This is a genomic window from Streptomyces sp. NBC_00104 (genome assembly GCF_045160825.1).
GTDB lineage: Bacteria > Actinomycetota > Actinomycetes > Streptomycetales > Streptomycetaceae > Streptomyces.
Map to the genome: position 1 here is coordinate 10,483,547 of NZ_CP108215.1, position 22,614 is coordinate 10,506,160.

General features: G+C 70.5%; 20 protein-coding genes. 8 read left to right on the forward strand and 12 right to left on the reverse strand.

Translation table 11 applies throughout. The annotated features are described in order from the left end of the window. Positions 1-26: 26 nt before the first annotated feature. The 3 genes from OG272_RS45755 to OG272_RS45765 all read left to right on the forward strand — a co-directional run bounded on the left by OG272_RS45755 (position 27) and on the right by OG272_RS45765 (position 2,346). Complete coding sequence (locus OG272_RS45755; protein WP_326573643.1) at positions 27-548, forward strand: RICIN domain-containing protein; 522 nt, start codon at positions 27-29, stop codon at positions 546-548. A 200-nt stretch (positions 549-748) separates the two neighbouring features. Further along, positions 749-1,357: a TetR/AcrR family transcriptional regulator gene (locus OG272_RS45760; RefSeq protein WP_327726269.1), complete on the forward strand. Its 609-nt coding sequence runs from the start codon at positions 749-751 to the stop codon at positions 1,355-1,357. Continuing rightward, a complete protein-coding gene (locus OG272_RS45765) occupies positions 1,354-2,346 on the forward strand; it encodes a DMT family transporter (protein WP_327726268.1) in 993 nt (330 codons plus the stop codon). Before OG272_RS45760 ends, OG272_RS45765 begins: the two co-directional genes overlap by 4 nt. Positions 2,347-2,707: 361 nt before the next feature. Here the strand turns inward: OG272_RS45765 and OG272_RS45770 are convergent, their stop codons facing one another. From OG272_RS45770 to OG272_RS45790, 5 genes are all read right to left on the reverse strand, one after another. Then, on the reverse strand, positions 2,708-3,838 hold the full coding sequence (locus tag OG272_RS45770) for an ABC transporter ATP-binding protein (protein ID WP_327726267.1): 1,131 nt from the start codon (positions 3,836-3,838) through the stop codon (positions 2,708-2,710). Then, entirely contained in the window at positions 3,835-5,583 is a 1,749-nt protein-coding gene (locus tag OG272_RS45775) for an iron ABC transporter permease (RefSeq protein ID WP_327726266.1), read from the reverse strand. Before OG272_RS45775 ends, OG272_RS45770 begins: the two co-directional genes overlap by 4 nt. Continuing rightward, the gene (locus OG272_RS45780) at positions 5,580-6,659 is read right to left on the reverse strand and encodes an ABC transporter substrate-binding protein (protein WP_326573638.1); all 1,080 of its coding nucleotides are present in this window, start codon (positions 6,657-6,659) and stop codon (positions 5,580-5,582) included. Before OG272_RS45780 ends, OG272_RS45775 begins: the two co-directional genes overlap by 4 nt. 154 nt (positions 6,660-6,813) lie before the next feature. Next, positions 6,814-7,575: a response regulator transcription factor gene (locus tag OG272_RS45785; protein ID WP_405895952.1), complete on the reverse strand. Its 762-nt coding sequence runs from the start codon at positions 7,573-7,575 to the stop codon at positions 6,814-6,816. Further along, positions 7,572-8,378: a HAMP domain-containing sensor histidine kinase gene (locus OG272_RS45790; RefSeq protein ID WP_326573636.1), complete on the reverse strand. Its 807-nt coding sequence runs from the start codon at positions 8,376-8,378 to the stop codon at positions 7,572-7,574. The genes OG272_RS45785 and OG272_RS45790 overlap by 4 nt, the downstream gene beginning before the upstream one ends. 924 nt (positions 8,379-9,302) lie before the next feature. Between OG272_RS45790 and OG272_RS45795 the strand changes: the two genes are divergently transcribed. Next, positions 9,303-9,482, forward strand: coding sequence for a hydrophobic protein (locus tag OG272_RS45795; RefSeq protein ID WP_405896141.1), 180 nt, complete (start codon positions 9,303-9,305; stop codon positions 9,480-9,482). A 356-nt stretch (positions 9,483-9,838) separates the two neighbouring features. Here OG272_RS45795 and OG272_RS45800 read toward each other — a convergent pair whose 3' ends face one another. Both OG272_RS45800 and OG272_RS45805 read right to left on the reverse strand, forming a co-directional pair. Continuing rightward, a complete protein-coding gene (locus OG272_RS45800; RefSeq protein ID WP_327726264.1) occupies positions 9,839-11,221 on the reverse strand; it encodes a hypothetical protein in 1,383 nt (460 codons plus the stop codon). A 38-nt stretch (positions 11,222-11,259) separates the two neighbouring features. After that, the gene (locus OG272_RS45805) at positions 11,260-11,700 is read right to left on the reverse strand and encodes a GtrA family protein (RefSeq protein WP_327726263.1); all 441 of its coding nucleotides are present in this window, start codon (positions 11,698-11,700) and stop codon (positions 11,260-11,262) included. 148 nt (positions 11,701-11,848) lie between these two features. Here OG272_RS45805 and OG272_RS45810 point away from each other — a divergent pair, with 148 nt between their 5' ends. Next, on the forward strand, positions 11,849-12,862 hold the full coding sequence (locus OG272_RS45810) for a glycosyltransferase family 2 protein (RefSeq protein ID WP_326573632.1): 1,014 nt from the start codon (positions 11,849-11,851) through the stop codon (positions 12,860-12,862). A 247-nt stretch (positions 12,863-13,109) separates the two neighbouring features. Then, positions 13,110-14,273, forward strand: coding sequence for a N(5)-(carboxyethyl)ornithine synthase (locus OG272_RS45815; RefSeq protein WP_327726262.1), 1,164 nt, complete (start codon positions 13,110-13,112; stop codon positions 14,271-14,273). A 733-nt stretch (positions 14,274-15,006) separates the two neighbouring features. On the opposite strand, the gene OG272_RS45820 is transcribed toward OG272_RS45815, so the two are convergent. Together OG272_RS45820 and OG272_RS45825 are read right to left on the reverse strand one after the other, a co-directional pair. Beyond that, entirely contained in the window at positions 15,007-15,354 is a 348-nt protein-coding gene (locus OG272_RS45820; RefSeq protein ID WP_326573630.1) for a hypothetical protein, read from the reverse strand. A gap of 686 nt (positions 15,355-16,040) precedes the next feature. Continuing rightward, positions 16,041-16,685: a GAP family protein gene (locus OG272_RS45825; protein ID WP_327726261.1), complete on the reverse strand. Its 645-nt coding sequence runs from the start codon at positions 16,683-16,685 to the stop codon at positions 16,041-16,043. Between the two features lie 106 nt (positions 16,686-16,791). On the opposite strand from OG272_RS45825, the gene OG272_RS45830 reads away from it, so the two are divergent. Beyond that, complete coding sequence (locus tag OG272_RS45830) at positions 16,792-17,010, forward strand: hypothetical protein (RefSeq protein WP_327726260.1); 219 nt, start codon at positions 16,792-16,794, stop codon at positions 17,008-17,010. Positions 17,011-17,103: 93 nt separating this feature from the next. Here the strand turns inward: OG272_RS45830 and OG272_RS45835 are convergent, their stop codons facing one another. The 3 genes from OG272_RS45835 to OG272_RS45845 form a co-directional block, all read right to left on the reverse strand. Next, positions 17,104-17,277: a CsbD family protein gene (locus OG272_RS45835; protein ID WP_326573626.1), complete on the reverse strand. Its 174-nt coding sequence runs from the start codon at positions 17,275-17,277 to the stop codon at positions 17,104-17,106. A 264-nt stretch (positions 17,278-17,541) separates the two neighbouring features. Next, a complete protein-coding gene (locus OG272_RS45840; RefSeq protein WP_327726259.1) occupies positions 17,542-18,570 on the reverse strand; it encodes a LacI family DNA-binding transcriptional regulator in 1,029 nt (342 codons plus the stop codon). Further along, entirely contained in the window at positions 18,567-21,005 is a 2,439-nt protein-coding gene (locus tag OG272_RS45845) for a glycoside hydrolase family 2 protein (RefSeq protein WP_405895953.1), read from the reverse strand. Before OG272_RS45845 ends, OG272_RS45840 begins: the two co-directional genes overlap by 4 nt. A 283-nt stretch (positions 21,006-21,288) precedes the next feature. Here OG272_RS45845 and OG272_RS45850 point away from each other — a divergent pair, with 283 nt between their 5' ends. Continuing rightward, positions 21,289-22,605, forward strand: a complete 1,317-nt coding sequence (locus tag OG272_RS45850) for an ABC transporter substrate-binding protein (RefSeq protein WP_327726257.1) — start codon at positions 21,289-21,291, stop codon at positions 22,603-22,605. The last annotated feature ends 9 nt before the right edge of the window (positions 22,606-22,614 follow it).

Genomic DNA, 22,614 nt, shown 5'->3' on the forward strand with positions numbered 1-22,614 from the left:
ACCTCTCCCTGAAAGGGATCACTCTCATGAACCTCGTACGAATCGCCCTGCCCACACCCACGGTTCGTGTGCTGGCCGCGGGGCTGACGTTCCTCTCCTTCACCGTGGCCGGCGTCGCCACGGTGGAGGCGGCGCCCGGTGGTGCCGAGGCCGCATCCGGCACCACCGCGGTTCTGGCGCCGCGTCAGACATTCCAGAACGACGCGACCAAGCGCTGCCTCGACGACCACGGGGGCCTGGGCAACCTGCGCACCTTCGCCTGCAACAACACCGACTTCCAGAAGTGGGAGGTCTTCACCGTGGGCGACGCCCGCGTCCTGAAGAACGTCGCCACCGGGCGTTGTCTGGACGACCACGGGGGCCTGGGCAACCTGCGCACCTTCGCCTGCAACGACACCAACTTCCAGAAGTGGCTGAAGGCCCCGTACGAGGGCGGCGCCATCCAGCTCAAGAGCGTGGCGACCGACCGCTGCCTGGACGACCACGGAGGCCTGGGCAACCTGCGCACCGTCCCCTGCAACTGGCAGCATTTCCAGGCCTGGCGCTGAGCAGGGGTAGCGCCACCGATGACGGGGCGGTGCGGCTCACCACGGCCGTGCCGTCTCCGCTCGGACGCGGACCTGCGGGTCGTGGGGCCCCAGCCGCACGAGGTACGGCGGCGCGGCGGCCGCGATCAGCACGCGCATGTTCCGCGGTTCTGCCCATCCGTCTAGTCTAGGTAGACCTACCTACCTATTTTTGGACTGTGATGAGCGGGCCCGATGTGCATGAGGCTGAGAGCGGGAGGCGTCGGCGTCCCGCCCGGGAACGGCTCTTGGAGGCGGCGGCCCGGCGCTTCTACGCCGACGGTGTGACGGCGACCGGTATCGACACGATCACCGCCGAGGCCGGTGTGGCGAAGATGAGCCTGTACAACAACTTCTCCTCCAAGGCCGACCTGGTGCGGGCCTACCTGGACGCCCGGCACGAGGAGTGGCTCGGCCTGTACCGGACGCGTCTGGAGCGGGCCGAGGGTCCGCGTGCGGGCGTGCTGGCGGTGTTCGACGCGTACGCCGATCACGCGGCGTTCGCGTACGAGCACGGCTTCCGCGGCTGCGGCCTGCTCAACGCCGCCGCCGAGCTTCCGGTCGGGGACGAGGGACGGGTCGTGGTGCGCGCCCACAAGGAGGAGGTGGAGCGCTTGATCGCAGGCCACGTGGAGGAGCTGGTGAGCGGCCGGTCCGACGAGGCCGGTGCTCTGGCCGAGCACCTCTCCTTTCTCCTGGAGGGCGCGATGGCCCGTGCCGGCCTGGAGGGCGACGGCGCGCGTGTCCGGCACGCCCGCGCGATGGCGGCGGCTTTGCTGGACCGGCTGTGAGGGGTACCGACCGCGGCCGGACCGCGGGGATCGGGGCCCTGTGCGTGCTGGCCGCCTCCGTGTTGTGGGGGACGACGGGCACGGCCGCCACCTTCGCCCCGGATGTGGGCCCGCTGGCCGTCGGCGCCGTCGCCATGGGCCTGGGCGGACTCCTCCAGGCCCTCGCCGCCACACGGCAGATCGCCCGCAATACCGCCGGTCTGCGCGACCGGCGCGGCACGGTCCTGCTAGGCGCCACCTCGGTGGCGGTCTATCCCCTGGCGTTCTACAGCTCCATGCACCTGGCCGGAGTGGCCGTGGGCACCGTGGTGTCGATCGGCACGGCTCCGCTCGCCTCGGCTCTGATCGAACGTGTCGTGGACGGCCGCCGGCTCACACGCCGCTGGATGGCCGCGGCCTCCCTCGGCCTGCTCGGCACCGCCTTGCTCTGCGTCGCCGAAGCCGCCCACGCCGCCGAGGGCACGGGCCGGGCCTCGATGGCCGGCACCGTGCTCGGCGTCGGCCTCGGGCTGGTCGCCGCCGCGACGTACGCCCTGTACTCCTGGGCGGCGCACCGGCTCATCACCCGCCGAATCCCCTCCGGCGCGGCGATGGGCGCCGTGTTCGGGCTCGGCGGTCTGCTCCTCCTGCCCGTCCTCCTCGCCACTGGCGCCCCGCTCGTCGCCTCCTGGTCCAACGCGGCCGTCGGCACCTACATGGCGATCATCCCCATGTTCGCCGGCTACGTCCTGTTCGGCTGGGGCCTCGCCCACGTACCGGCCAGCACCGCCACCACCCTGTCGTTGCTCGAGCCGGCCGTCGCGGCCGTCCTCGCCGTCCTGGTCGTCGGCGAACGTCTCCCGGCCACCGGCTGGACCGGCATCGCCCTCGTCATCACCTGCCTCGCCGTCCTCACCACTCCCACACCCGCCCACCGTCGCTCACGCGGACAGTCGCGCAACCCTGCGGACCACGACCGCGAGACCATGGCTGGGGCCGTGCACGACTGAAAGCCGCACCCGGCACGCCGGGCGGCCCCACCATGCGAAGGGCCCCGGGTGGCCGGAGGCCACGAACGCGCCGTGGTCGTTCAGACGCCGAGCCAGGGTGGTCGCCTCCTCCGCGGCGGCGACGCCGTCGGAGGGACGGCCGCGGCCGGGTGTCTCTCCTGGACCGGCGTCGTCACCGGCCGCCAACAGACCGCGGACGAGGGGGCCATGCGCATGCGCGAACCTCACGCGTCCAGTGCGGGGGGAGTGACCACGGGGCAGGTCGGAGGCCGTATCGCACGACGGCGATACGGCCTCTGGGGCGGTGTGGAGGTCGCGGGGGCGCCGGCTAGTACTCCAGCCGTACTGTACGGCTGGAGTACTAGTCCTGGGTGAGCAGATAGGCCCGGTCCGGGTCGAAGGTGACGTCGACGTTGGTGCCTTCGGTCAGGGCCTCCCGGGGGTCGACGCCCGGCTCGGTGACCGTGATGGTGCCGCCGGTCGTCTCCACCTCGTAGTCGATGGTCGGGCCGTGGAAGGTGGAGCGCAGCACCGCGCCGATGCCGGTGCCGCCGTCGGTGACGGCGGACAGCCTGGCCGTCTCCGGCCGCACCATCAGGTAGGCGCCGGTTTCCCCGGCGGCCACCTTGGGGTGCGCGGCGACGGTGAGTCGTCGGCCGAGGACGGTCACGGTCCCCCTGCCGTCGACGACCCGCTCGGGCACCGCCTCCAGGAAGTTCGCCCGGCCGATGAAGTCGGCGACGAACACGCTGGCCGGCCGGGCGTAGATCTCGCCCGGGGTGGCGGCCTGCTCCACCCGGCCCTTGTTCATCACCACGATCCGGTCGGACATGCTCATCGCCTCGTCCTGGTCGTGCGTGACATAGAGGCTGGTGATGCCGAACATCTTCTGGATGCGCCGGATCTCCGCCCGCATCGCGTCCCGCAGCTTCGCGTCCAGGTTGGACAGCGGCTCGTCGAACAGCAGGACCTTCGGCTGGACGACCAGGGCACGGGCGAGCGCGACCCGCTGCTGCTGGCCACCGGACAGCTCGTGCGGGCTGCGGTCCTCCAGGCCGACCAGGTTCATGCTGGTGACGGCCATCCGCATGCTGGTGGCGATGTCGTCGCGACCACGCCGCTGAAGACGCATCCCGTAGGCGATGTTCTCCGCCACGGTCATGTGCGGGAACAGGGCGTAGCTCTGGAACACCATCGCCATGGGCCTGCGCTGCGGGGGCATGGCGTCGATGGCCCGGTCGTCGAGGAGGATGCTGCCGCTGGAGGCGTCCTCGAAGCCGGCGACCATGCGCAGGGTGGTGGTCTTGCCGCAGCCGGACGGGCCGAGCAGGGTGATGAACTCCCCGGGCTCGACGTCGAGCGACACGCTGTCCACCGCGGTCACGGTGCCGGAGCGGCCGGTGAACCGCTTGGTCAGGGCGGCGAGCCGCAGGTGTCCGCTGTCGGCCTCGCGCGAGGGCGCGGTGGTGAGTTCGGGCGCGGCGGCGGTCATGACTTCTGCCTTTCGGAGGTGGCGGTGCGCTGCAGTGCGGCGCCCGTGCCGACGAGGACGCGGATGAGGGCGAAGCCCGCCAGCACCAGCACGGTCAGCACCGTGCAGTAGGCGAAGGCGACGCCGTACCGGCCCGTACTGGCGGCGCTGAGGACCTGGGAGGTGATGATCTTCGTCTGGGGGGTGACCAGCAGGACGATCGTCGAGACGGAGGTCATGCTGCGGGCGAAGCTGTAGCTCAGCCCCGTGAGCAGCGCCGGGCGGATGAGGGGAAGCGTCACCCGGCGGAACGTCTGCAGCGGGCTTGCCCCCAGGTCGGTCGACGCCTGTTCGATGTGGGGGTGCAGCTGTGTGAGGGAGCCGACCGCGGTGCGCTGGCCCGCAGGGACGCTGCGGACGACGTACGCCAGCACGATGGCGACCGCGCCACCGGCGACGGCACTGCCCCCGACCAGGCTGGGCACCGCGTGGACCGGGCCGATCCACCGGTCGGGCCGGTAGGCGAGCACGAAGCCGATGCCCAGGACGGTGCCGGGGACGGCGACGCCCAGGGTGCCGCCGAGGTCGAGCAGCCAGGCCGTGCGGTCCAGATGCCGTACCACCAGCCAGGCGATCACCAGACCGACGATGCCGGCGATCGGTGTGGCGATGGCGGCGAACCTGAGCGTGTCCAGCACCGCCTCGACCCCCACCCCGGCGACGACCTCCTCGAGGTAGTCGAGGGTGAACGTGTTGTCGACGCCGAACACCCGGGTCACCGAGCCGACGAGCACGGTGCCGTAGAGGCTGAGGATCACCGCGGCGGCCAGCAGGGCCAGCGCGTAGAACGGCCACCGGGTCCAGCCGGTGATCAGATGGATGCTGCCGGAGGGGCGGCCGGTGATGGTCGTGCGGACCTTCCGGCTCATCCAGCGGCGCTGCCCGAAGTACATCGCCAGCGACGGCACCAGCAGGATCACGCAGTAGACCGCTGCGCCCGTGATGTCGTACTCGCCGGTGACCGCCAGATAGGCGCGGCTGGCGAGGACCGTGTAGTCGCCGCCGAGGACCAGCGGGTTGGCCAGGTCGGCGATCGCCTCCACGAACAGGAGCAGGAACGGCGCGACCAGACCGGGTGCCACCAGCGGCAGGATCAGCGTCCGCAGGATCCGCCACCGGGACGCGCCCATGTTCATGGCGGCCTCCTCCAGTGCCGGGTCCAGGCCCCGCAGCATGCCGAGCAGACCCAGGTACGCCACCGGGAAGAGCGAGAGCGACAGGACGAACACGAGCCCGTCGAGGCCGTAGATGTCGTACTCCACGCCGAAGACACCGTTGCTGATGACACCGCGACGGCCGTACAGCACGACCGTGGCGGTGGCGATCGCGAAGGGCGGGCTGACGATCGGCATCAGGGCGATGACGTGCAGGATCCGCTTGCCCGGCACATCGAGCCTGGCCTGGACGAACGCGAACAGGAAGCCGAGCGCCGTACCGCAGAGACCGACGAGGGCACCGAGGACGAGCGTGTTGCGCAGGACGGCGAGGTCGACCCATGAGGTGAAGAACTCCGCGTAGCGGGGCAGCGCTTCGGGAGCGAAGGCGGTGGCGAGCACCGCGACCAGCGGCACGACCGCGCCGATCACCACCAGCAGGGCGACGGCCACGATCAGGACCCGGACCCCCGGATCGGCCCGGCGGCGCCGGCGCGGAGCCGCCACCTCGACCGAGGTGGACGGCTCGCGGTCGGAGAGAATCACGGTCATGACTTCGGCGCCTGCGCGACGTCTTCGTCGAACCGCTTGGTCAGCGCCGACTTGGCGGCCCCTGCCGCGGCCGCGTCGTAGTCCACGACCTTGATGCTCGCCAGGTCCACGACCTTGTCCGACACCCTGGCGTCGGGGTGGGTCGGGAACTGGTACGCCTTGACGCCGGGGCCGATCTCCTGGGCCTCGGGAGTCAGCGCCCAGTCGACGAACTTCTTGGCGCTCGTCGGGTTCTTCGCGCCCTCGACCAGCGCGACACCTCCCGTCTCGTAGCCCGTGCCCTCCGACGGGAAGGTCACCTCGAGGTCGGGGAAGCCGGCCTCCTGGGTGGCTATGCAGTCGTGGGAGAAGATCACGCCGACGGCCACCTCGCCACGCGCCGTCATCTGCGCGGGTGCCGCGCCGGACTTGGTGTACTGCAGCACGTTCGGGTGGAGCTCGCGCATGTAGTCCAGCGCCTTGTCCTGGTCCCCGTCGGCCAGCCGCACCTGCGTCCACAGGGCCGTGTACGCGGTGCCCGACGTGGACGGGTGCGCGATGCCGATGTCGTTCTTCAGCTTCGGGTCGAGCAGGTCGGCCCACGAGTCCGGGGCGTCGAGCCCCTTCTCCTTCAGGAGTTCGCCGTTGCTGCAGAAGCCCAGCGCGCCGACGTAGACGCCGGTCCACAGACCCGAGGCGTCCTTGTACTTGGCGGGGATGACCTTCGCGTTCGCCGACACATACGGCTCCAACAGGTCCTGCTCGCCCGCGGCGGCGTACCCGTCGGCGGGCCCGCCGTACCAGACGTCGAACTCGGCGTTGCCCTTGCCGGCCTGGATGCGGGCCAGGGCTTCGCCGCTGGAGAGCCGGACGAAGTCGGCCTTCACCCCGGTGGTCTCGGCGAACTGCTCCGTCGTGGCGGCGCACCACTCCTCCGTGGCACCGCAGGCGACGTGCACCACGCCGCCGTCCTGCCCGGCACCGACCTCGGCGGCGTCACGCGCGCAACCGCTCGCGGTCGCGACGACCACGGCCGCCAGCGCCATCGTCACTGTCGCGCCCCGGCGCGATCGTCTTCCCTGTGTCACGACTGTCACGACGTTGACCTCCGCGTATCCGAGCCCGAAGCGGCTCGCCCGAGCGATGTTGCGGCCAGATTAGGAGCGTGTGAACGAGGCTCCGGTGACGGCGCGGTGAGCCCCGGTGACAGCGCCGTCACCCAGCACATGACGCGAGCCGTCTCCCCGCTCCTCACCCGGCGGGCGGCTCGTCCGGCTCGTCGGAGGGAGCGTTCTCCGGTCCCTCCACCGGCAGGTCCGGCATCAGGTAGCCGACCCCGCGCAGGGTGCGGATGTACGCGGAGCCGTCCGGCACCCCGGCCAGCCGCGACCGCAGCCGGTACACCGTGGACTTGACCACGTCCCGTCCGCCCAGCAGATCCGCCGTACCCCACACTTCGCGCAGCAGCTCCTGCCAGGACTGCGGCACACCCCGGCGCGATGCCAGATGGGTCAGCAGTTTGAGCTCCGTGAACGGCAGGTCCAGCCGATGCGGACCCAGGGTCGCAGACTGTGCCACCGGGTCGATCACCAGCCGTCCCACGCGGAGCGCCGTGCCGCTGCCCCGGCGGTGGCGCCGGACCAGGGCCTGGGCGCGCAGGGCCACCTCGCGCGGGTGGAACGGCTTGGTCACATAGTCGTCGGCGCCGTGCTCCAGGCCGGCGATGACATCGTCGTGCTGGGACAGCGCGGTGAGCAGCATGACCGGGACGTCCGAGCGGGCCCGGATCCGGCCGCACAGGGTGAGCCCGTCCATCGCCGGCATCATCACGTCGAGCACGACCAGGTCGACGGCGCGGGTCCGCAGCAGATTCAGCGCCGTCGCCCCGTCGTGCGCCGTGAGCACCGTGAACCCCTGCGTCTGCAGGGCGAACTCGATGATGATCGTCATCTGTGGCTCGTCGTCCACCACCAGCGCGATCGGCCCCGCCGCCGTCAGCTCCTCCGCCGTCATGACGCGTCGGGCAGGGTCAGCAGGAACGTCGTCCCGCGGGACGACGCGGTGTGCACCATGATCTCGCCTCCGTGCAGCTCCACGACGGTCTTCGTGATCACGAGACCGAGGCCGGTCCCGTCGGCCAGGGGCCGCCCGGTCGCGAAGCGGTGGAACAGCCGATGCCGTTCGGCTCGCGTCATACCGGCGCCGTCGTCGGTGACGTACACCGCGACGCCGGTGTCGATGAGCGCGACCCGGACGTCGATGCTGCCGCCCGTGGTGGTGAACCGGCTCGCGTTGGACAGCAGGTTCGTCAGCGCCTGGGTCAGCAGCATCGGGTCCGCCGGGATCCGCGGCATCACCTGCGGCACGTCCAGGCTGACCCGCTGCTCGCGCTGGGCGCACAGCGGCCGCATCGCGGTGACGACATCCCGCGCCACCACCGACACGTCCACCTTCTCCATACGCGGTGTGAACAGGCCGGCCTCGATCTTCGCCTGGATCAGCAGACTCTCGCACAGGCTGATGACCTGCGTGGACTGATGGTCGGCGACCAGCAACAACCGCTCCTGCGCCGCCGTCAGCGGGCCCGGTGACCCTTCTCGCAGCAGATCCACAGCGCCTTTGATCATGCTGAGCGGCGTTCGCAGCTCATGGCTGAGCGCGGTCACCTGCTCCGCCCGGCGCTCCACGAGCTGCTCCAGATGTTCGAGTTCGGCGACCCGGGCCGCGGCGGCCCCGCGCATCCGCAGGAACGTCGCCAGGCCGACGGAAACCGCGCCACCGAGCGCGGCCACCGACAACCACCAGACGGTGACCATGACCCGTCCTCCTCAAGGACCGCCCTCGCGCGCGGGGCGAGGAGGTCCCGTGCATTCTGCATGGCCACCACCGCTACGACAATCAGTTCGCTACCCGACATATCAGGGAGAGCGCCGGCGCGCGGTCCCGGTGGCGGGGGAGAGGATCGCCGGCAGGCCGGGGTCGGCGGGGGAGACCGGGATGTGCTCTGGTCGACCTTCAGGACGGGAGGGCGCGGGGGGAGGGTGGGGGCGTCGTGGGTGGCAGGCTACGGAGCGTGTCGTGGGTTCCGCCGTCGAGCACGGGCCCATCGCGGACCGGGAGCCGGCGCCTGACCAGGGCCGCCGCTGGGCGACCGCGAGGTGGCCCCGTGCCCGTGTCATACAGCCCTCTGCGGCGATCCGGGCGAAGGAGCGGACCAGCGGATCGTTGCGTGGAGCGGGCGGGGAGCGGGTGCGGAGCGACGACGGAGGTGAGCACCGTGTTCAGCCGCTCGGATCGCGCCACGCGGTACGCGGGACGGCGAGGGCCTTCCGGTCGTGGGTGCCGGGTGGGGGCTGGTCAACCCGACCACGGCCGAGTCGCCCCGCCCGACGACCCCTGCGGGGATGTCACCGGACGCCGTTCCGGGTAGCACTCTCCGGGCCGACTGTGCGGCCTGATCCCTCACCGCAGGGACGAGGGGGCGGCGTTCGACCTCCCCAGGCATCCCGCCGCTCCCTCGTCAACGTCCAGCGCCTACCCGCCCCAGCGCGTGCCATGCCGGCAGACGCGTGATCTCGGTGACCCTGTCCACGGCCTCGGTCAGTCGGTTCCCGCAGGTGCTCGGGCAGCGGCTACGCCCCGACGTCGGCGGTCCGCCGGATGCCCCGAGCGGCGGATAAGAAACAGATAAATTCTAGGTGTGTGTGGAGATCAGGGTGGGGCACACGGCGGGACGGAGGTTGATAACCATGGTTCCCCTGCTACTCGTTCTGCTGCTCGCCCTGATCCTCTTCGGCGCCGGGTTCGCCCTGAAGGCCCTGTGGTGGATCGCCGTGATCGTCCTGGTGATCTGGCTGGTCGGCTTCCTCGCGCGATCCACCGGACCGAGCGGGAAGCGAGGCCGCTGGTATCGCTGGTAAGTCGCGTCGGTCCCGGCCAGGACGCTGGATGTGAGTGGGGGCGCACCGATCATCGGTGCGCCCCCCACCATGTCCGTCCGTCTCTCACGCCTTGTACACACAACTGGTTGTATCGCTGGACTCTCCCCGGGTACGTGCCTGGTCGGGCCCGGGGCCGGTACCTGTGCCGGCAAGGGAACCCCGGCACCTCCAGCAGGAACCGGCCTCGGGCTTCTGGATCGCCCTGCCGCAAGGGACCGCGTCGCCTGGTGCGCTGGTGCGCTGGTCCGCGGGGACGCCGCGCACTCTGCCGCCGGGAAGGGGCCGCCGGCCGACCGGGCCGGTGTCGTGGGCCGCTCAGGAGCCCCGTACCCGCGTCATACGGTGGTTCGAGACCGCCCCACCACCTCGGACACGGTCCTGGGCGGGACGGTCCTGTCACGGTCCAGCCAGAGCAGCAGGAGACCGAGCGAGCAGGCGAGGGCCGGCCAGTAGAGGTAGCGGTAGTTCGTCGCCGGCATGATGGGCAGGTAGCCGAGGACGTAGACGGCCGAGCTGATGCCCAACGCCCGGATCGGCAGGCGGAACGTACCCCGGCCAGGACGGATGGCGAGTACGAGCGCCGCGGCGAGCCAGAACCACCCCCGAAAGAGCGGCTGCAGATCCGTGACCGCGCCGCTGACGTACGCCTTGAGCGTGTCTTCCAGCCGGGGGTGGGCCACCTTCATTCCCAGGTCGTTGCTCCAGACCCCTGACTGGTACGGGTAGCCGGTCTCGAAGAGCAGGCCCGCGAAGAGCCGCAGCCGGTACTGGAGGTAGCCGGGGGCGTGTCCGCTCATCTCACGCAGCCACAGGGATGTGAGAGGGCCCGAGTCCCCGATCAACCCGTCCGCCGGACGTTCGTAGCAGGCCCAGTAGGCGTCCGACAGGGCGCCGATGCGGTCACACTCCTCCGCGGCGGCCACGAGGCGGTTGCGAAGGTCCGGCGGTAGGTCGGCCGACCTCAGTTCCTCCACGCTCAGGACGTGGATCAGGTCGTCGATCATGATCTGCGCGCCCTGTTTCGTCTGTACGGGCTGCGCGATCCAGGCGATCGCGGCGGCCGGCAGGACGAGGCCGGCGACGAGTGCCGCAGTGCACTTGGCCCAGGTGCGGCGGCCGGGGGTCCGCCACAGGGCGAGGACGAGCAGGGCGAACACCGGAATCGCGGCGAGGAACGCGTTCTTGCGCACGAGGATGGCGTAGGCGAGGAAGAGCACGCCCAGCCAGAGCAGAGCCCAGCGCACCGCGGTGGGAGGCCGGCTCTCTCGCAGTCGCAGCCCCACGAGCGCCACCGCGCATGCGGCGAGCAGGGCGATGGCTGCGTGGACGTCCTTCCACACCACGCCGAGAAACGTCAGGACGGGGGGAGTCAGCCCGAGACCGAGGACGGCGAGGGAACCGGCACGGCTCGCGGTCAGGTCCCAGACACACCAGGCGATCACCCACAATGCGCCCCAGAAGATGACGGACTGCAGGGCGGCCATGGACGCGGGCATGCCGGTGACGGCGATGAGCGCACGCCACACCAGGCTCAGCACGGGCGGGTGCCAGTCGGTCAGCGGCCTTCTGCCCATGGCTTGCCGCAGCTGGTCGACGCTGTCGGGACTCATGTACCCCGGGGCGAAGACGGCGGTCGTGGTCAGGCAGCACACCGCGGCGACAGCACCCAGCCCCCAGACCCAGAGCCTTTCACCCTGAATCAATGCTTTTTGTCCCATATGGGCGGATGCTAGCAGCGCCTACGGCACCGCACGGATCAGGGCGCGACGAAGACGTAGCGCCGATAGGCGAAGAAGCGGAACAGGGTGGCGAGGACCCAGCCGAAGACGCGGGCGGCATTGTCGCTGAGCACGGATTCCAGCCCGAGCAGCTGGCGTGAGGCAAAGACCGTGCCCGCTGTGATGGCGACACCGAGGATGTTCGCGAACAGGAACAGGGCCAGCTCCTGAGCCACCTTCTCGCGATGCTGTCGGCGGTAGGTCCAGTAGCGGTTGCCCACCCAGCTCAGCAGCGTCGCACCGCCCGTCGCGATGACGGACGCCTGGACCGGGGCGGCCCGCATCACCCCACCCTCCGCACCGCCGGGGAGACCGAAGACCAGCAGGTTGTAACCGCCGTTGTCCACGATGAAGGCCAGCGCCCCGACAGCCCCGAACTTGGCGGCCTCACCCCAGACGCCCCTGACGGCGTCACGCATACGCAGCATCACAGATGCGAGGACCGGCACCCGGCGAGAGTATCGACACGGCGCGTCCGCACCATCCGGACGCGCCTGTCTCGCAGTGTTTCCTCTCGTGATTCGGCTCGTCATTTCGGCGCCGGTTCGGGTCCGGTTCGGGTAAGGAGTGGCCGTGAAACCGACGATCGCGTGTGTCGTGCCGTGTCACAACGAGGAGGCGGCTGTCGGCAAGGTGGTGCGCGACCTGAGGGCGGCGCTCCCCGAGGCCGACATCTACGTGTACGACAACGCCTCGACGGACCGCACGGTGGAGGTCGCCCGCGAGGCGGGTGCGATCGTCCGGGAAGAGCCGCGGAAGGGAAAGGGCAATGTCATCCGGCGGGCCTTCGCCGATGTCGATGCCGACGCCCTGCTCATCATCGACGGTGACGACACCTACGACGTGTCCCGTGCCCGGGACATGGTGGACCTGCTCTTCGAGGGGCCGTACGACCAGGTGGTCGGCGCCCGCCGAGAGACGGTCAGTGCCGCGTACCGGGCCGGGCACGCCGTCGGCAACAAGTTGCTCACGGGTGCGGTGCGGTCCCTGTTCGGCAACGACGTGACCGACATGCTGAGTGGCTACCGGGTCTTCTCGCGACGCTTCGTCAAATCCTTCCCCGCGCTGGCCCGCGAGTTCGAGACCGAGACCGAGATGACCATCCACGCACTCCACCTGCGGCTGCCGACGGCGGAGGTGGTGGTGGACTACCGGGTCAGGCCCGCGGGGAGCGAGAGCAAACTACGCACCTGCCGGGACGGCTGGCGCATCCTGCGGGTCATCCTCGACCTCGCCCGGCGCGAGCGGCCCTCGCTCGTCCACACGGTCGTCGCGGGTCTGCTCGCCCTCGTGTCGGTCATCCTCGGCGCACCGGTCATCGCCGACTTCATCCGCACGGGCACCGTGCCGCGGATCCCCACGGCGATCCTCGCAGCGGCGATCATGACGATCGCGGCGCTCGTCCTGCTCGTGGGGTACATCCTCGAATCGCTCATGCACATGCGTCAGGAACAGTCCAGACTCGTGCACCTCGCCTACGCGGCGCCGACCCCCGCACCGCGCCTGACCGGGCACGGGACCGGAACCGGGACCGGCACTGGGACCGTGCCCGTCAGTAACGCCCCCAGTACCTTGCCCTGACCTTGTCGCCGGTTGCCCGCGGTGTCCGCCAGGGAGCGAACCGGCCGGGGGCTGCAGCCCTGGAGCCGAAAGGACCCGCGGCATCACTCCGCGCCCCGCCCCACCGCCGCGACGCCCTGGGGCTCGGGGACGGGAGTACTGTGGCGGTACCGAGCGCACCTCGCACGCCGTCATCCGTTTCGGCGTCGCCCTCGGGGAACGGCAATCCCGGAGCGCATCGCGTCCGGTCGGAAATGAGCCGCCCCACATGAGCCTGATGAGCCTCGGAGTACTCGCCTCCTCCCGCAAGGAGAACGAGTTCCGCCTCCCGTTGCACCCCCGCCACCTCGACCGGATCGCCCCGGACGTACGCGAGCGGATCTTCCTCGAACAGGGCTACGGCGAACGCTTCGGCATCGCCGACGACGCGCTGCGACCACTCGTGGCCGGCCTGCGCTCCCGCGAGCGGCTCATCGCCGAGTGCGACATCGCGCTGCTGCCCAAACCGATGCACGACGACGTCGCCGAGCTGCGCGAGGGCCAGGTCCTGTGGGGCTGGCCGCACTGTGTGCAGGACGAGAAGATGACCCAGATCGGCATCGACCGACGGCTGACTCTGATCGCCTGGGAGGCCATGAACCACTGGACCTCCACGGGCGCCTTCAGCGTCCATGTGTTCCACAAGAACAACGAGCTCGCCGGCTACTGCTCGGTGCTGCACGCCCTCCAGCTCGGCGGGCTGACCGGCCACTACGGCCGCCGCCTGCGCGCGGTGGTCATCAGCTTCGGCGCCACGGCGCGCGGAGCGGTCACCGGCCTGGGCGCCATGGGGGTCACGGACGTCACGGTGCTCACCCAGCGCGCCGCCGCGGCGGTGGCCTCGCCGATGCCCTCGGTCGTGATGGCCCACTTCGAGGAGCAGGAGGACGATCCGTCGCGCTTGCGGGCCGTCACTGCGGCCGGTTCCATGCCGCTGGCGGAGTACCTGGCCGGGTTCGACGTCATCGTCAACTGCGTCCTCCAGGACACCGACGCGCCGCTCATGTTCGTCACCGACGAGGAACTCGCCCTGTTCCGGCCGGGCACCTTCTTCGTCGACGTCGCCTGCGACGAGGGCATGGGCTTCGCATGGGCCCGTCCGACCACCTTCGGCGAGCCCATGCCCACGGTGGGGCCGGGGTGCCACTACTACGCGGTGGATCACAGCCCGTCCCACCTGTGGAACTCCGCCACCTGGGAGATCAGCGAGGCGCTCCTTCCCTACCTGCGCAAGGTCATGAGCGGTCCCACGGCATGGGACGCCGACCCCACGGTCCGGAAGGCCATCGAGATCCGCGACGGCGTCGTCCAGAACCCGAAGATCCTCTCCTTCCAGCACCGTCAGGCCGCCTACCCCCACACTCCCGAGGCCTGCACTTCTCTCGTCGGGTGAACCACCGCGGGCCCCGGGAGCAGCCGTCCCCGGGGCCCGCGGTGGCACCAGCATCCGGCTGCCCCCGGTCGGCCCCATGATGGCTTCCGCTTCCCGGTCCACTCAACGGACCGGCCCTCGCACAGTCACTGCTGCGACCGGGTGCACCGCACCCCCAGGAGTGGTCGCACCCAAGGCGAAACGCGGTCGGGGCTTCATACGGTCCTGCTTCCCGGTCGGTAGGGCGGGACGTGGGCCACGGCGCGCACCGCCGCACCGCCACACCGTGCACATCAGTGAACGGGCCCGGCAGGCGCCCTCCCCCGAGTATCACCGGCCGAGCGAGCGGGCCCGCTGTGCTCCGGGCCATCGGCGGTCGCCGTGGAGGGGACAAGGCGGGTGACAACGACGGCGATGCGCGCTCCGGCTGTGCCGGACCGACTTTGACGAGCCGGCCGTCCGCAGGGATCTTGCGGGGGCGACCGGCCGTTGCATCGGGTTGACGGCGATGCAGGTGATGGCCCACCACGGGGTCAACACGTCGGTCAGTAACGGCAGTTCGCTCAGCGGATCCCGGGCGAGGGGCCAAGGTCCCGCCCGTGCGGACCGGACCGTCCCGGGACCGCCTCAGCGGCGGCCCCGGGACGGATCTCTCGCCGAGAACGCCCCGGCGTGGAAGCCGGTGTGGGAAATGCCCTCGGTACGGTCCGCACGACCCGGCGCCCCGCAGCGCCGTGGGCCCGCGTGCGGCGGCCTAGAGGTGGAGCAGCCGTTGGGTGATCTCCCGGTACTGCCTCAGCGCCTGCCGGAGTTCGTCGGACTGCGTCTCGGGGTCCCGGTCCTGCCACCCGGCGCGCAGGACACGCCGCTGTTCTGCGAGGGCGCTCACGAGCTGGGCGGTGGCCGCGTCGTAGGCGCTCTCGGCCTCTTCCAGCGCCTCGCGCGGAGTGTCGGCGAAGGTGTTGAGGGCCTGCCGGAGGCGCAAGAGGATCTTGTCCCGCTCGGCCGACGGGAGCAGCGGCTCCGGGCCCGGGGTACGGCGTCTGCCGGAGCCCGTTGTCTGGTCCGCAGGCTGCTGGGCGCGAGTCTGGTCGTACATCATCGGGTGCCGCTTCCGTCCCGCCCGAAGGCGTCCTTGGTCTTCTCGACGGCCTGTTTCAGGCTTTCGGAGCCCTGGCCGATCCTGTCCCGGCACCGCGGTCGCCTGTTGCGGGTGGCCCGGTCGAGGTCTTCGGTAGTCCTCCCCTCCAGTGTCCGTGCCCTGTTCCTGCTCGTCCGTGCAACAGCGGTGGCCGGCCTCGCCTGTGTCGGGTACGCGGGTTCCCGTGGGGGCTGGGCGAGGCGGGAATGGAGTGATCCGCCGTGTTGTCCGGAGTGCAATGGTCCCACGCCGTGCCGACAGTCAATGTCCGGCGACGGTCCGTGTCAATGTGGGGGGCACGTGATCCGGCGGAGCCTTGTTACGCAGTGTGCGCAAGTACTGCGGTGTGCGCGAGTGCGGTTGAGGACTCGGGGCTCTTCGTGTGCCGGTACCCGTGTGCGACGGCGGGCAGTGGCTGTATGTCGCGGTGACGGCGGTCATCATCTCCATGGACGCAACTGGCCGGGCCCGTCGTCTGTGGCATCGTCCCGACCGAAGCTCCAAGCACGGAGGCGGCCGGGCAGGTCACTGCCCTGGAGGCCCAGCTCGATGCCGTCGGCTGACAGGGGTTCGGGTGCGGCCGGTGCGCACCTTCGTCGAGTGGAGAACTCACCCTTGTCGGGGGGCGAATACCAGGGCCCTGCGTCTCAGGCGACCAGCTCGGCGATGCTCCGCGCCGTCAGCCACAGGCCGAGGAGCAGGGCGAGCGTGACGATCAGTTGTTCCTGCTGCTGCGCGAGCCAGTTCCGCAGGGAGTTCAACCGGGCCTTCGCGACCGCGGGCGCCCAGACCACGTACATCTCCATGACGACGAGGCTGAGTGTGGCCAGCAGACAGTAGCCGGTCAGTGCCACCCAGCTGGCGGGGGTGGAGAGGTCCGCGTCGACGGCGGTCGCGGCGCCGGCGCCGACCAGTGCCCAGGGCTGGAGCAGCCATGCCAGGCCGGCTGCCGTGACCGGGGAGGCGTTGTCGATCCGGGCGGTCCAGCGTGGCGGGGCGTGCGGGCGGGGCGGTCGGCGGTATCGGTGTGCGCCGTACAGCACCAGTGCCAGGCCGATGGCGAGTTTCGCAGCGATCACGGCAGTCGAGGGCACGCTGTGACGTGCCGGGGGCTGACCGCCGGTCAGCAGCACCACACAGGCGATCACCACCATCAGGTTGGCCAGCCAGGACAACAGGAACGCCAGGCCCTGGCGAACGCCGCGCCGCGAGGAGAGCAGCAGGATGAAGGCGCTGTTGTGCAACGGCCCCAGGGTGATGGCCGTACCGATCACAACCAGGTTGAGGACCATGGGATCAGCCGCTCCTGGGTGTCAGGGCCGTCTGCCACTCGTGGACGGGCGGACCGGTCGGCAGAGTGAGGCGGTGGTGCCGCGGTGCCGCATCCCGACTTTGCAGGTGACGGCGCGGCTGGTCAAGCGGGCCACGCCTGCAGGGCGGCACCGGCTGCCCGGTGCGCTCCCGGGCTGCGCCCACGGCGCCGACAGCCAGCGGGCAGCGAGCACTGACTCCGGCGACGGCCCGCACAAGGGCGAGTGGCAGCTGCGCGGCTACCGGCTGCTGCCACCCTTCGACCTGGCGGGGCCCGATCTTGGCCGCTGGCGTGGGCGGCGCTGACGCCCGCGGCACAGCGGACGTACGGACGTACGGCCGAGAACAGCCGACGGACCCCAGCCTCTCGGCGGGGGTCCGTCCAAGGTTCAGCGTTCGTCAGTGCCGGAAGACGTCCTTCGTCTTCTCCTTCGCCTGGCGTGCGTCACCCTTCGCCTGGCCGCCGCGGCCTTCGGCCTCCATCTTCTCGTTGCCCAGGGCGCGGCCTGCCGCCTCCTTGGCCTTGCCCTTGACCGCTTCCTTCTTCGCCTTGGCCTTCTGCTCTCGTGCCACCGTTCATCACTCCCTGACAGGTCTGACCTCGGTGTCACTACGCCAAGTAGCCTTTCGCGTGGCGCCCAAACACGCCTCGTGCACCCAGGTTGCGCCGTGCGCGTACCTGAGGCGAAGTCGTCGCGCAGGTGTCCGCCCTTCTTGGCGCGGGCGATGGGCGCGGGCGATGGGCGCGGGCTCCGTCCCTGTCCCTCGATCGGCTCGGCACCCTACGCGGTTCGCGGCCGAGGCGTGTGTTCCGGCTTCGCCCCCGACGCGGCTCCGTCAGGCAGGCGGGGGCGCCGTGGACCCCCGCGGGGTCAGGGCCGGTGTCGGCACCTGGTGGGACACCACGTCCTCCCCGGCGATCACGGAAAAGAGTGTGCGGGCGACCTCGGCGCCGAAGCCGTGGACGTCGTGGCTCATGGCCGACAGGGTGGGGTGGGTGAGCCGGCACAGCTGGGAGTCGTCCCAGGCGAGGAGCGACAGGTCCTGCGGTACCGACAGGCCCATTTCGGCGGCGACCGCCGCGCCCGCCACGGCCATGATGTCGTTGTCGTAGACGATCGCCGTCGGGCGCCGCGCGGACAACAGCAGGGCGCGGGTGGCGCGGGCACCCTCCTCACCCGCGAAACCGGTCGCGACCTGCTGACCCTCCTCCAGGCCGAGTTCGGCGACGGTGGACTCGAACGCCGTGGCACGGATGCCGCTGTGGCCGAGCGTGCGCGGTCCGCCGACGCGGGCGATCCGGTGGTGGCCGAGCGCGGCGAGGTAGCGGACGGCCTGGGCGACGGCGGTGGCGTCGTCGGTCCAGACCGAGACCAGATCCTCGGTGAGGGACGGATGCCCTACGGCGACGGCGGGCAGACCGAGGTCCTTGAGGGCCGGGACGCGCGGGTCGCCCTCGTGGAAGTCCACGAGGATGGACCCGGCGACCTGCCGTCCGCGCCACCACCTCTCCTGCAGCGCGACCTCCTCGTCGAGGTCACGGACCAGGCGCAGCAGCAGCGAGCAGGAGTGCTCGGTGAGCACACTCTCGATGCCGGAGATGAACTCCATGTAGAACGGTTCGAGCCCGAGCAGGCGGGCGGGGCGGCAGATCGCGAGGCCCACGGCGTCCACCCGCTGGTTCGACAGGCTGCGCGCGGACAGGTTCGGTTCCCAGCCCAGCTCGCGTGCGGCGGCGAAGATGCGCTCGCGCGTCGCCTCGGAGAGACCGGGCTTCTGGTTGAAGGCGAGGGAGACGGCACCCTTGGACACACCCGCGCGGGCGGCGACGTCCTTGATGGTGACCCTGGCCGGTGGGGCGCTCACGACCCCTCCACGCAGAAGATCGCTTCTCGTACCCGGTCCGCCGACAGGCCGGACACGCCGGACACGCCGGACACGCCGCTGACCGTGATCCGGGCCTGCTCGTTGGGGAGGAGAGTCACCAGACCGCGGTCCGCCGAGGCGTCCGGACCGAGCCTGTCGGCCTGAAGCAGCAGGTCCCGTACCAAAGTGTGTGCTGTCACCACGACATCGACCCTATCCCCGCCGCCGGTGACCGGCCGCACCTCCACCTCGAAGCGCGGCGTGGGGTAGTCGGTGTCCCGGTCCCGGGCGGCGAAGTGGAAGGAGCGCAGGCCGTCCGCCTCGGCGACCAGATACTCCTTGGGGGAGTGGGGCGTGGGCAGCAGGTCGTCCGGCACGGCGAGCCGGGTCACGCTCCGAGCCCCGGCACGTGCGGTGAGCCGCGTCCGCGCCAGGGTCGTGCCGTCGGTGGTCAGGCGCCGCAGGAGCACCTCGGTGTCCCAGGCGTCCGCGGACTGGTTGGCCAGGGCCACGGCCAGGCCGTCGACCTCGGGCTGTACGGTCACCAGGCGGTCGGCGTACACGCGGCGCAGCTCGTGGTAGAGCGGCTTGAGCCGCTCGTCCCCGTCGATCGCCGCCCACGAGCTGACGGGCCAGCAGTCGTTGAGCTGCCAGACGATCGTGCCCGCGCACACCGGCCAGTGCGACCGCCAGTGCTCGATGCCGGCGGCGACGGCGCGCGCCTGGACCACCTGGGTCAGGTAGTGCCAGCGGTCGAAGTCGCCGTCGGGCAGCGCGAAGTGGCGAGCGACGCCCCGGTTCAGCTTGCCGTTGCCGTCCTCGGCCTTCTGGTGGTGGAGCATGCCGGGGGAGCCGGGTGCCAGGTCCTCCCCGGGAAGCGCGCGGCGCAGCGTCGAGATGGCCGGGGGCGCCTGCCAGCCGAACTCCGCGACGAAGCGCGGGACGCTCGCCCGGTACTCGCCGTGGTCGAGGCGGTTCCACACCTCCCAGGAGTGGTGGGTGCCGTGCGCCGGGTCGTTGGGGTGGTGCTCCCAGGAACCGGACCAGGGGCTGCCCGCGGTGTACGGCCGGGTGGGGTCGAGTTCGGCGACGATCCGGGGGAGTAGGCCGAGGTAGTAGCCCTCTCCCCAGGTGGCACCGGCGAGTTCGGACTCCCAGCCCCAGTCCCGGAAGCCCCACAGGTTCTCGTTGTTGCCGTTCCACAGCACCAGCGAGGGGTGCGGCATCAGGCGTACGACGTTCTCGCGGGCCTCCGCCTCCACCTCGCCGCGCAGCGGCGGCTCCTCCGGGTAGGCCGAGCAGGCGAACAGAAAGTCCTGCCAGACCATCAGGCCCAGCTCGTCGCAGGCGTCGTAGAAGGCCTCGCTCTCGTAGAGACCGCCGCCCCAGACACGCACGAGGTCGACGTTGGCCGCCGCGGCCTGTTCGAGGCGACGACGGTAGCGGTCGGATGTGATGCGGGAGGGCAGCACGTCGTCGGGGATCCAGTTGACGCCCCGGGCGAAGACGCGTACGCCGTTGACGACGAAGGTGAAGCCGGTGCCGTGCTCGTCCTCCGACCGGTCCAGGCGGACGGTACGGAAGCCGATCCGACGGTGCCAGGTGTCGAGCGGTAGCGGCCCGGAATCCGCGTCGTCGGCACCCAGCAGCGTCAACTCGACGTCGTACAGAGGTTGTTCGCCGTAGCCGCGCGGCCACCAGAGCGCTGGGTCGGGGACCTCCAGGACCAGGGTGGCCCGGTCACCTTCCACGACGGTGGTCGCCTCGGCCCCGGCCACCGTGGCGTGGGCCGTCACGGTGCGGGACCTGCCGGACTCGGTGCGCTCCACCTCGACGCGCAGCTCCACGCGGCCCGCCCCGTCCGCGACCGTCACCACGGGCCGGACCCGGTCGATGCGGGCGGTCGACCAGGTTTCCAGCCGGACCGGCTTCCAGATGCCGGCGGTCACCACGGTGGGCCCCCAGTCCCAGCCGAAGCTGGAGGCCATCTTGCGGATGTACTGGGACGGCTCGGGGTAGACGTTGGGCCGCTCACCGACGAGCTCTTTGACAGCCTCGGCCTCGGTGTAGGCCGATGTGAACCGCACACTCAGTTCACCGCTCCGTCCGGTGACGTCGAAGCGGTAGGAGCGGTGCATGTTGCGGGTGCGGCCGAGGAGATCGCCGCCCACAGCGATCTCGGCCGCCGTGTCCAGCCCCTCGAAGACGAGGTCGGTGCGCTCGTGAGCGGAGGGCGGCAGGTCCAGTGGCCGGGTGTAGGTCCAGTCACGTCGGCCGACCCATGCCACTTCGTGCTCGTTCATCCCGATGAACGGGTCGGGGATCAGCCCGGCGTCGAGCAGGTCCGTGTGGACGCATCCCGGTACCTGGGCGGGCAGCGGCGACCCGTCGTGGAGCAGGTTCCAGCCCTCGGAGAGGGGGGTGACGTCCTTCATGCGCGGCTCCCATCGAAGCGACTCGGGCCTGGCGGTGATCGGCCGAGCACAAGATAACGGGTCGCTTTGCTCGCTGTCCATGAACCGGTTTAGTTCCACATGGAGAGGTTTGATCCCCGCAAGATGCCTGTATATCTGCGGTATTGATCCGGGAGAATTACGGTGCAGGTAACGATTCTATATCGCGGGGAGATCGATAGCTATACCGGTTTAACTGTGGCTGCCATAGTGCCGTCGTTCCCACTCGCAGTCCGGAGCCGTAACCCTGAAGGGAGTTGGGCACATGGGGAAGAAGTCGCTTTCCGGCGTGCTGATCACCGCCGCGATGCTGGCCGTCGCGGGGTGCAGCGGGGGAGCCGCGACGACGGGGGAGGCCGCGAACGCTCCCGCCGATCCGGGGAAGGTCTCCGGCGAGATCAAGGTCCTCACACACCGGACCGACCTGGTGCAGAACGGCACGATGGACACGTACGCGGCGGAGTTCAACAAGGTCTACCCGAAGGTGAAGGTCACGTTCGAGGCCATCACCGACTACGAGGGCGAAGTCAAGATCCGTATGAACACGGACCAGTACGGCGACGTCCTGATGATCCCCAACGCGATAGCCAAGGACGACTACCCCAAGTTCTTCGCCTCCCTCGGCGGGGAGAAGCAACTCGCCGGGAAGTACCGGTTCATCGACAAGAGCGCGGTCGGCGGCAAGGTCTACGGCGTGGCCACGGTCGGCAACGCGAACGGGTTCGTCTACAACAAGGCCGTCTGGAAGAAGGCCGGTATCACCGACTGGCCCACCACCCCCGCCCGGTTCCTGGACGACCTCGAGGCGATCAAGGCCAGGACGGGCGCGGTGCCCTACTACACGAACTTCAAGGACGCCTGGCCGCTGACCTCGCCCTGGACGGGCATCCTCGGATCGGTCTCCTGCGACCCGCAGGCCAGCAACAAGCTCGTCTCCGCCGACCCGTGGGCCAAGGGGAGCGACCTGACCGTCGCCGACACCCTGCTGTACGACATCGTGCACGGCAAGCTCGCGGAGAAGGACCCGAGCACCACCAACTGGGAGGCGTCGAAGGGCATGATCGCCAAGGGCGACATCGCGACGATGCTGCTCGGGTCGTGGGCGATCACGCAGATGCAGGACGCCGCGGAGAAGGCCGGCACCAACCCGGACGACATCGGGTTCATGCCGTTCCCCGCCCAGGTCGACGGGAAGTTCTGCTCCGTCGTCTCGGCCGACTATGTGCAGGCCGTGAGCATCCACTCCGAACACAAGGAAGCCGCCCGCGCCTGGCTCGACTGGTTCACCGACAAGTCCGGCTTCGCGCAGAACGAGGGTTCCGTGCCGACGCTCAAGTCCAGTGCCCTGCCGGCGACGCTGAAGCCGTACACCGACGCGGGGGTGCGGCTCATCGAGGTGTCGCAGAGCGAGACGGGCACGGTCAACGCGATCGACAAGGCCGCCGAGATCGGCCTCAACACACCCGACTACCGGCAGAAGCTCGTCGACATGGCACGCGGCGCGCAGAAGGGCGACCTCGACGACTACCTGACGGACCTCGGCGAGCGGTGGAACGAGGCCGCGAAGACCGCCGGTTCGTAACCGGTGCGG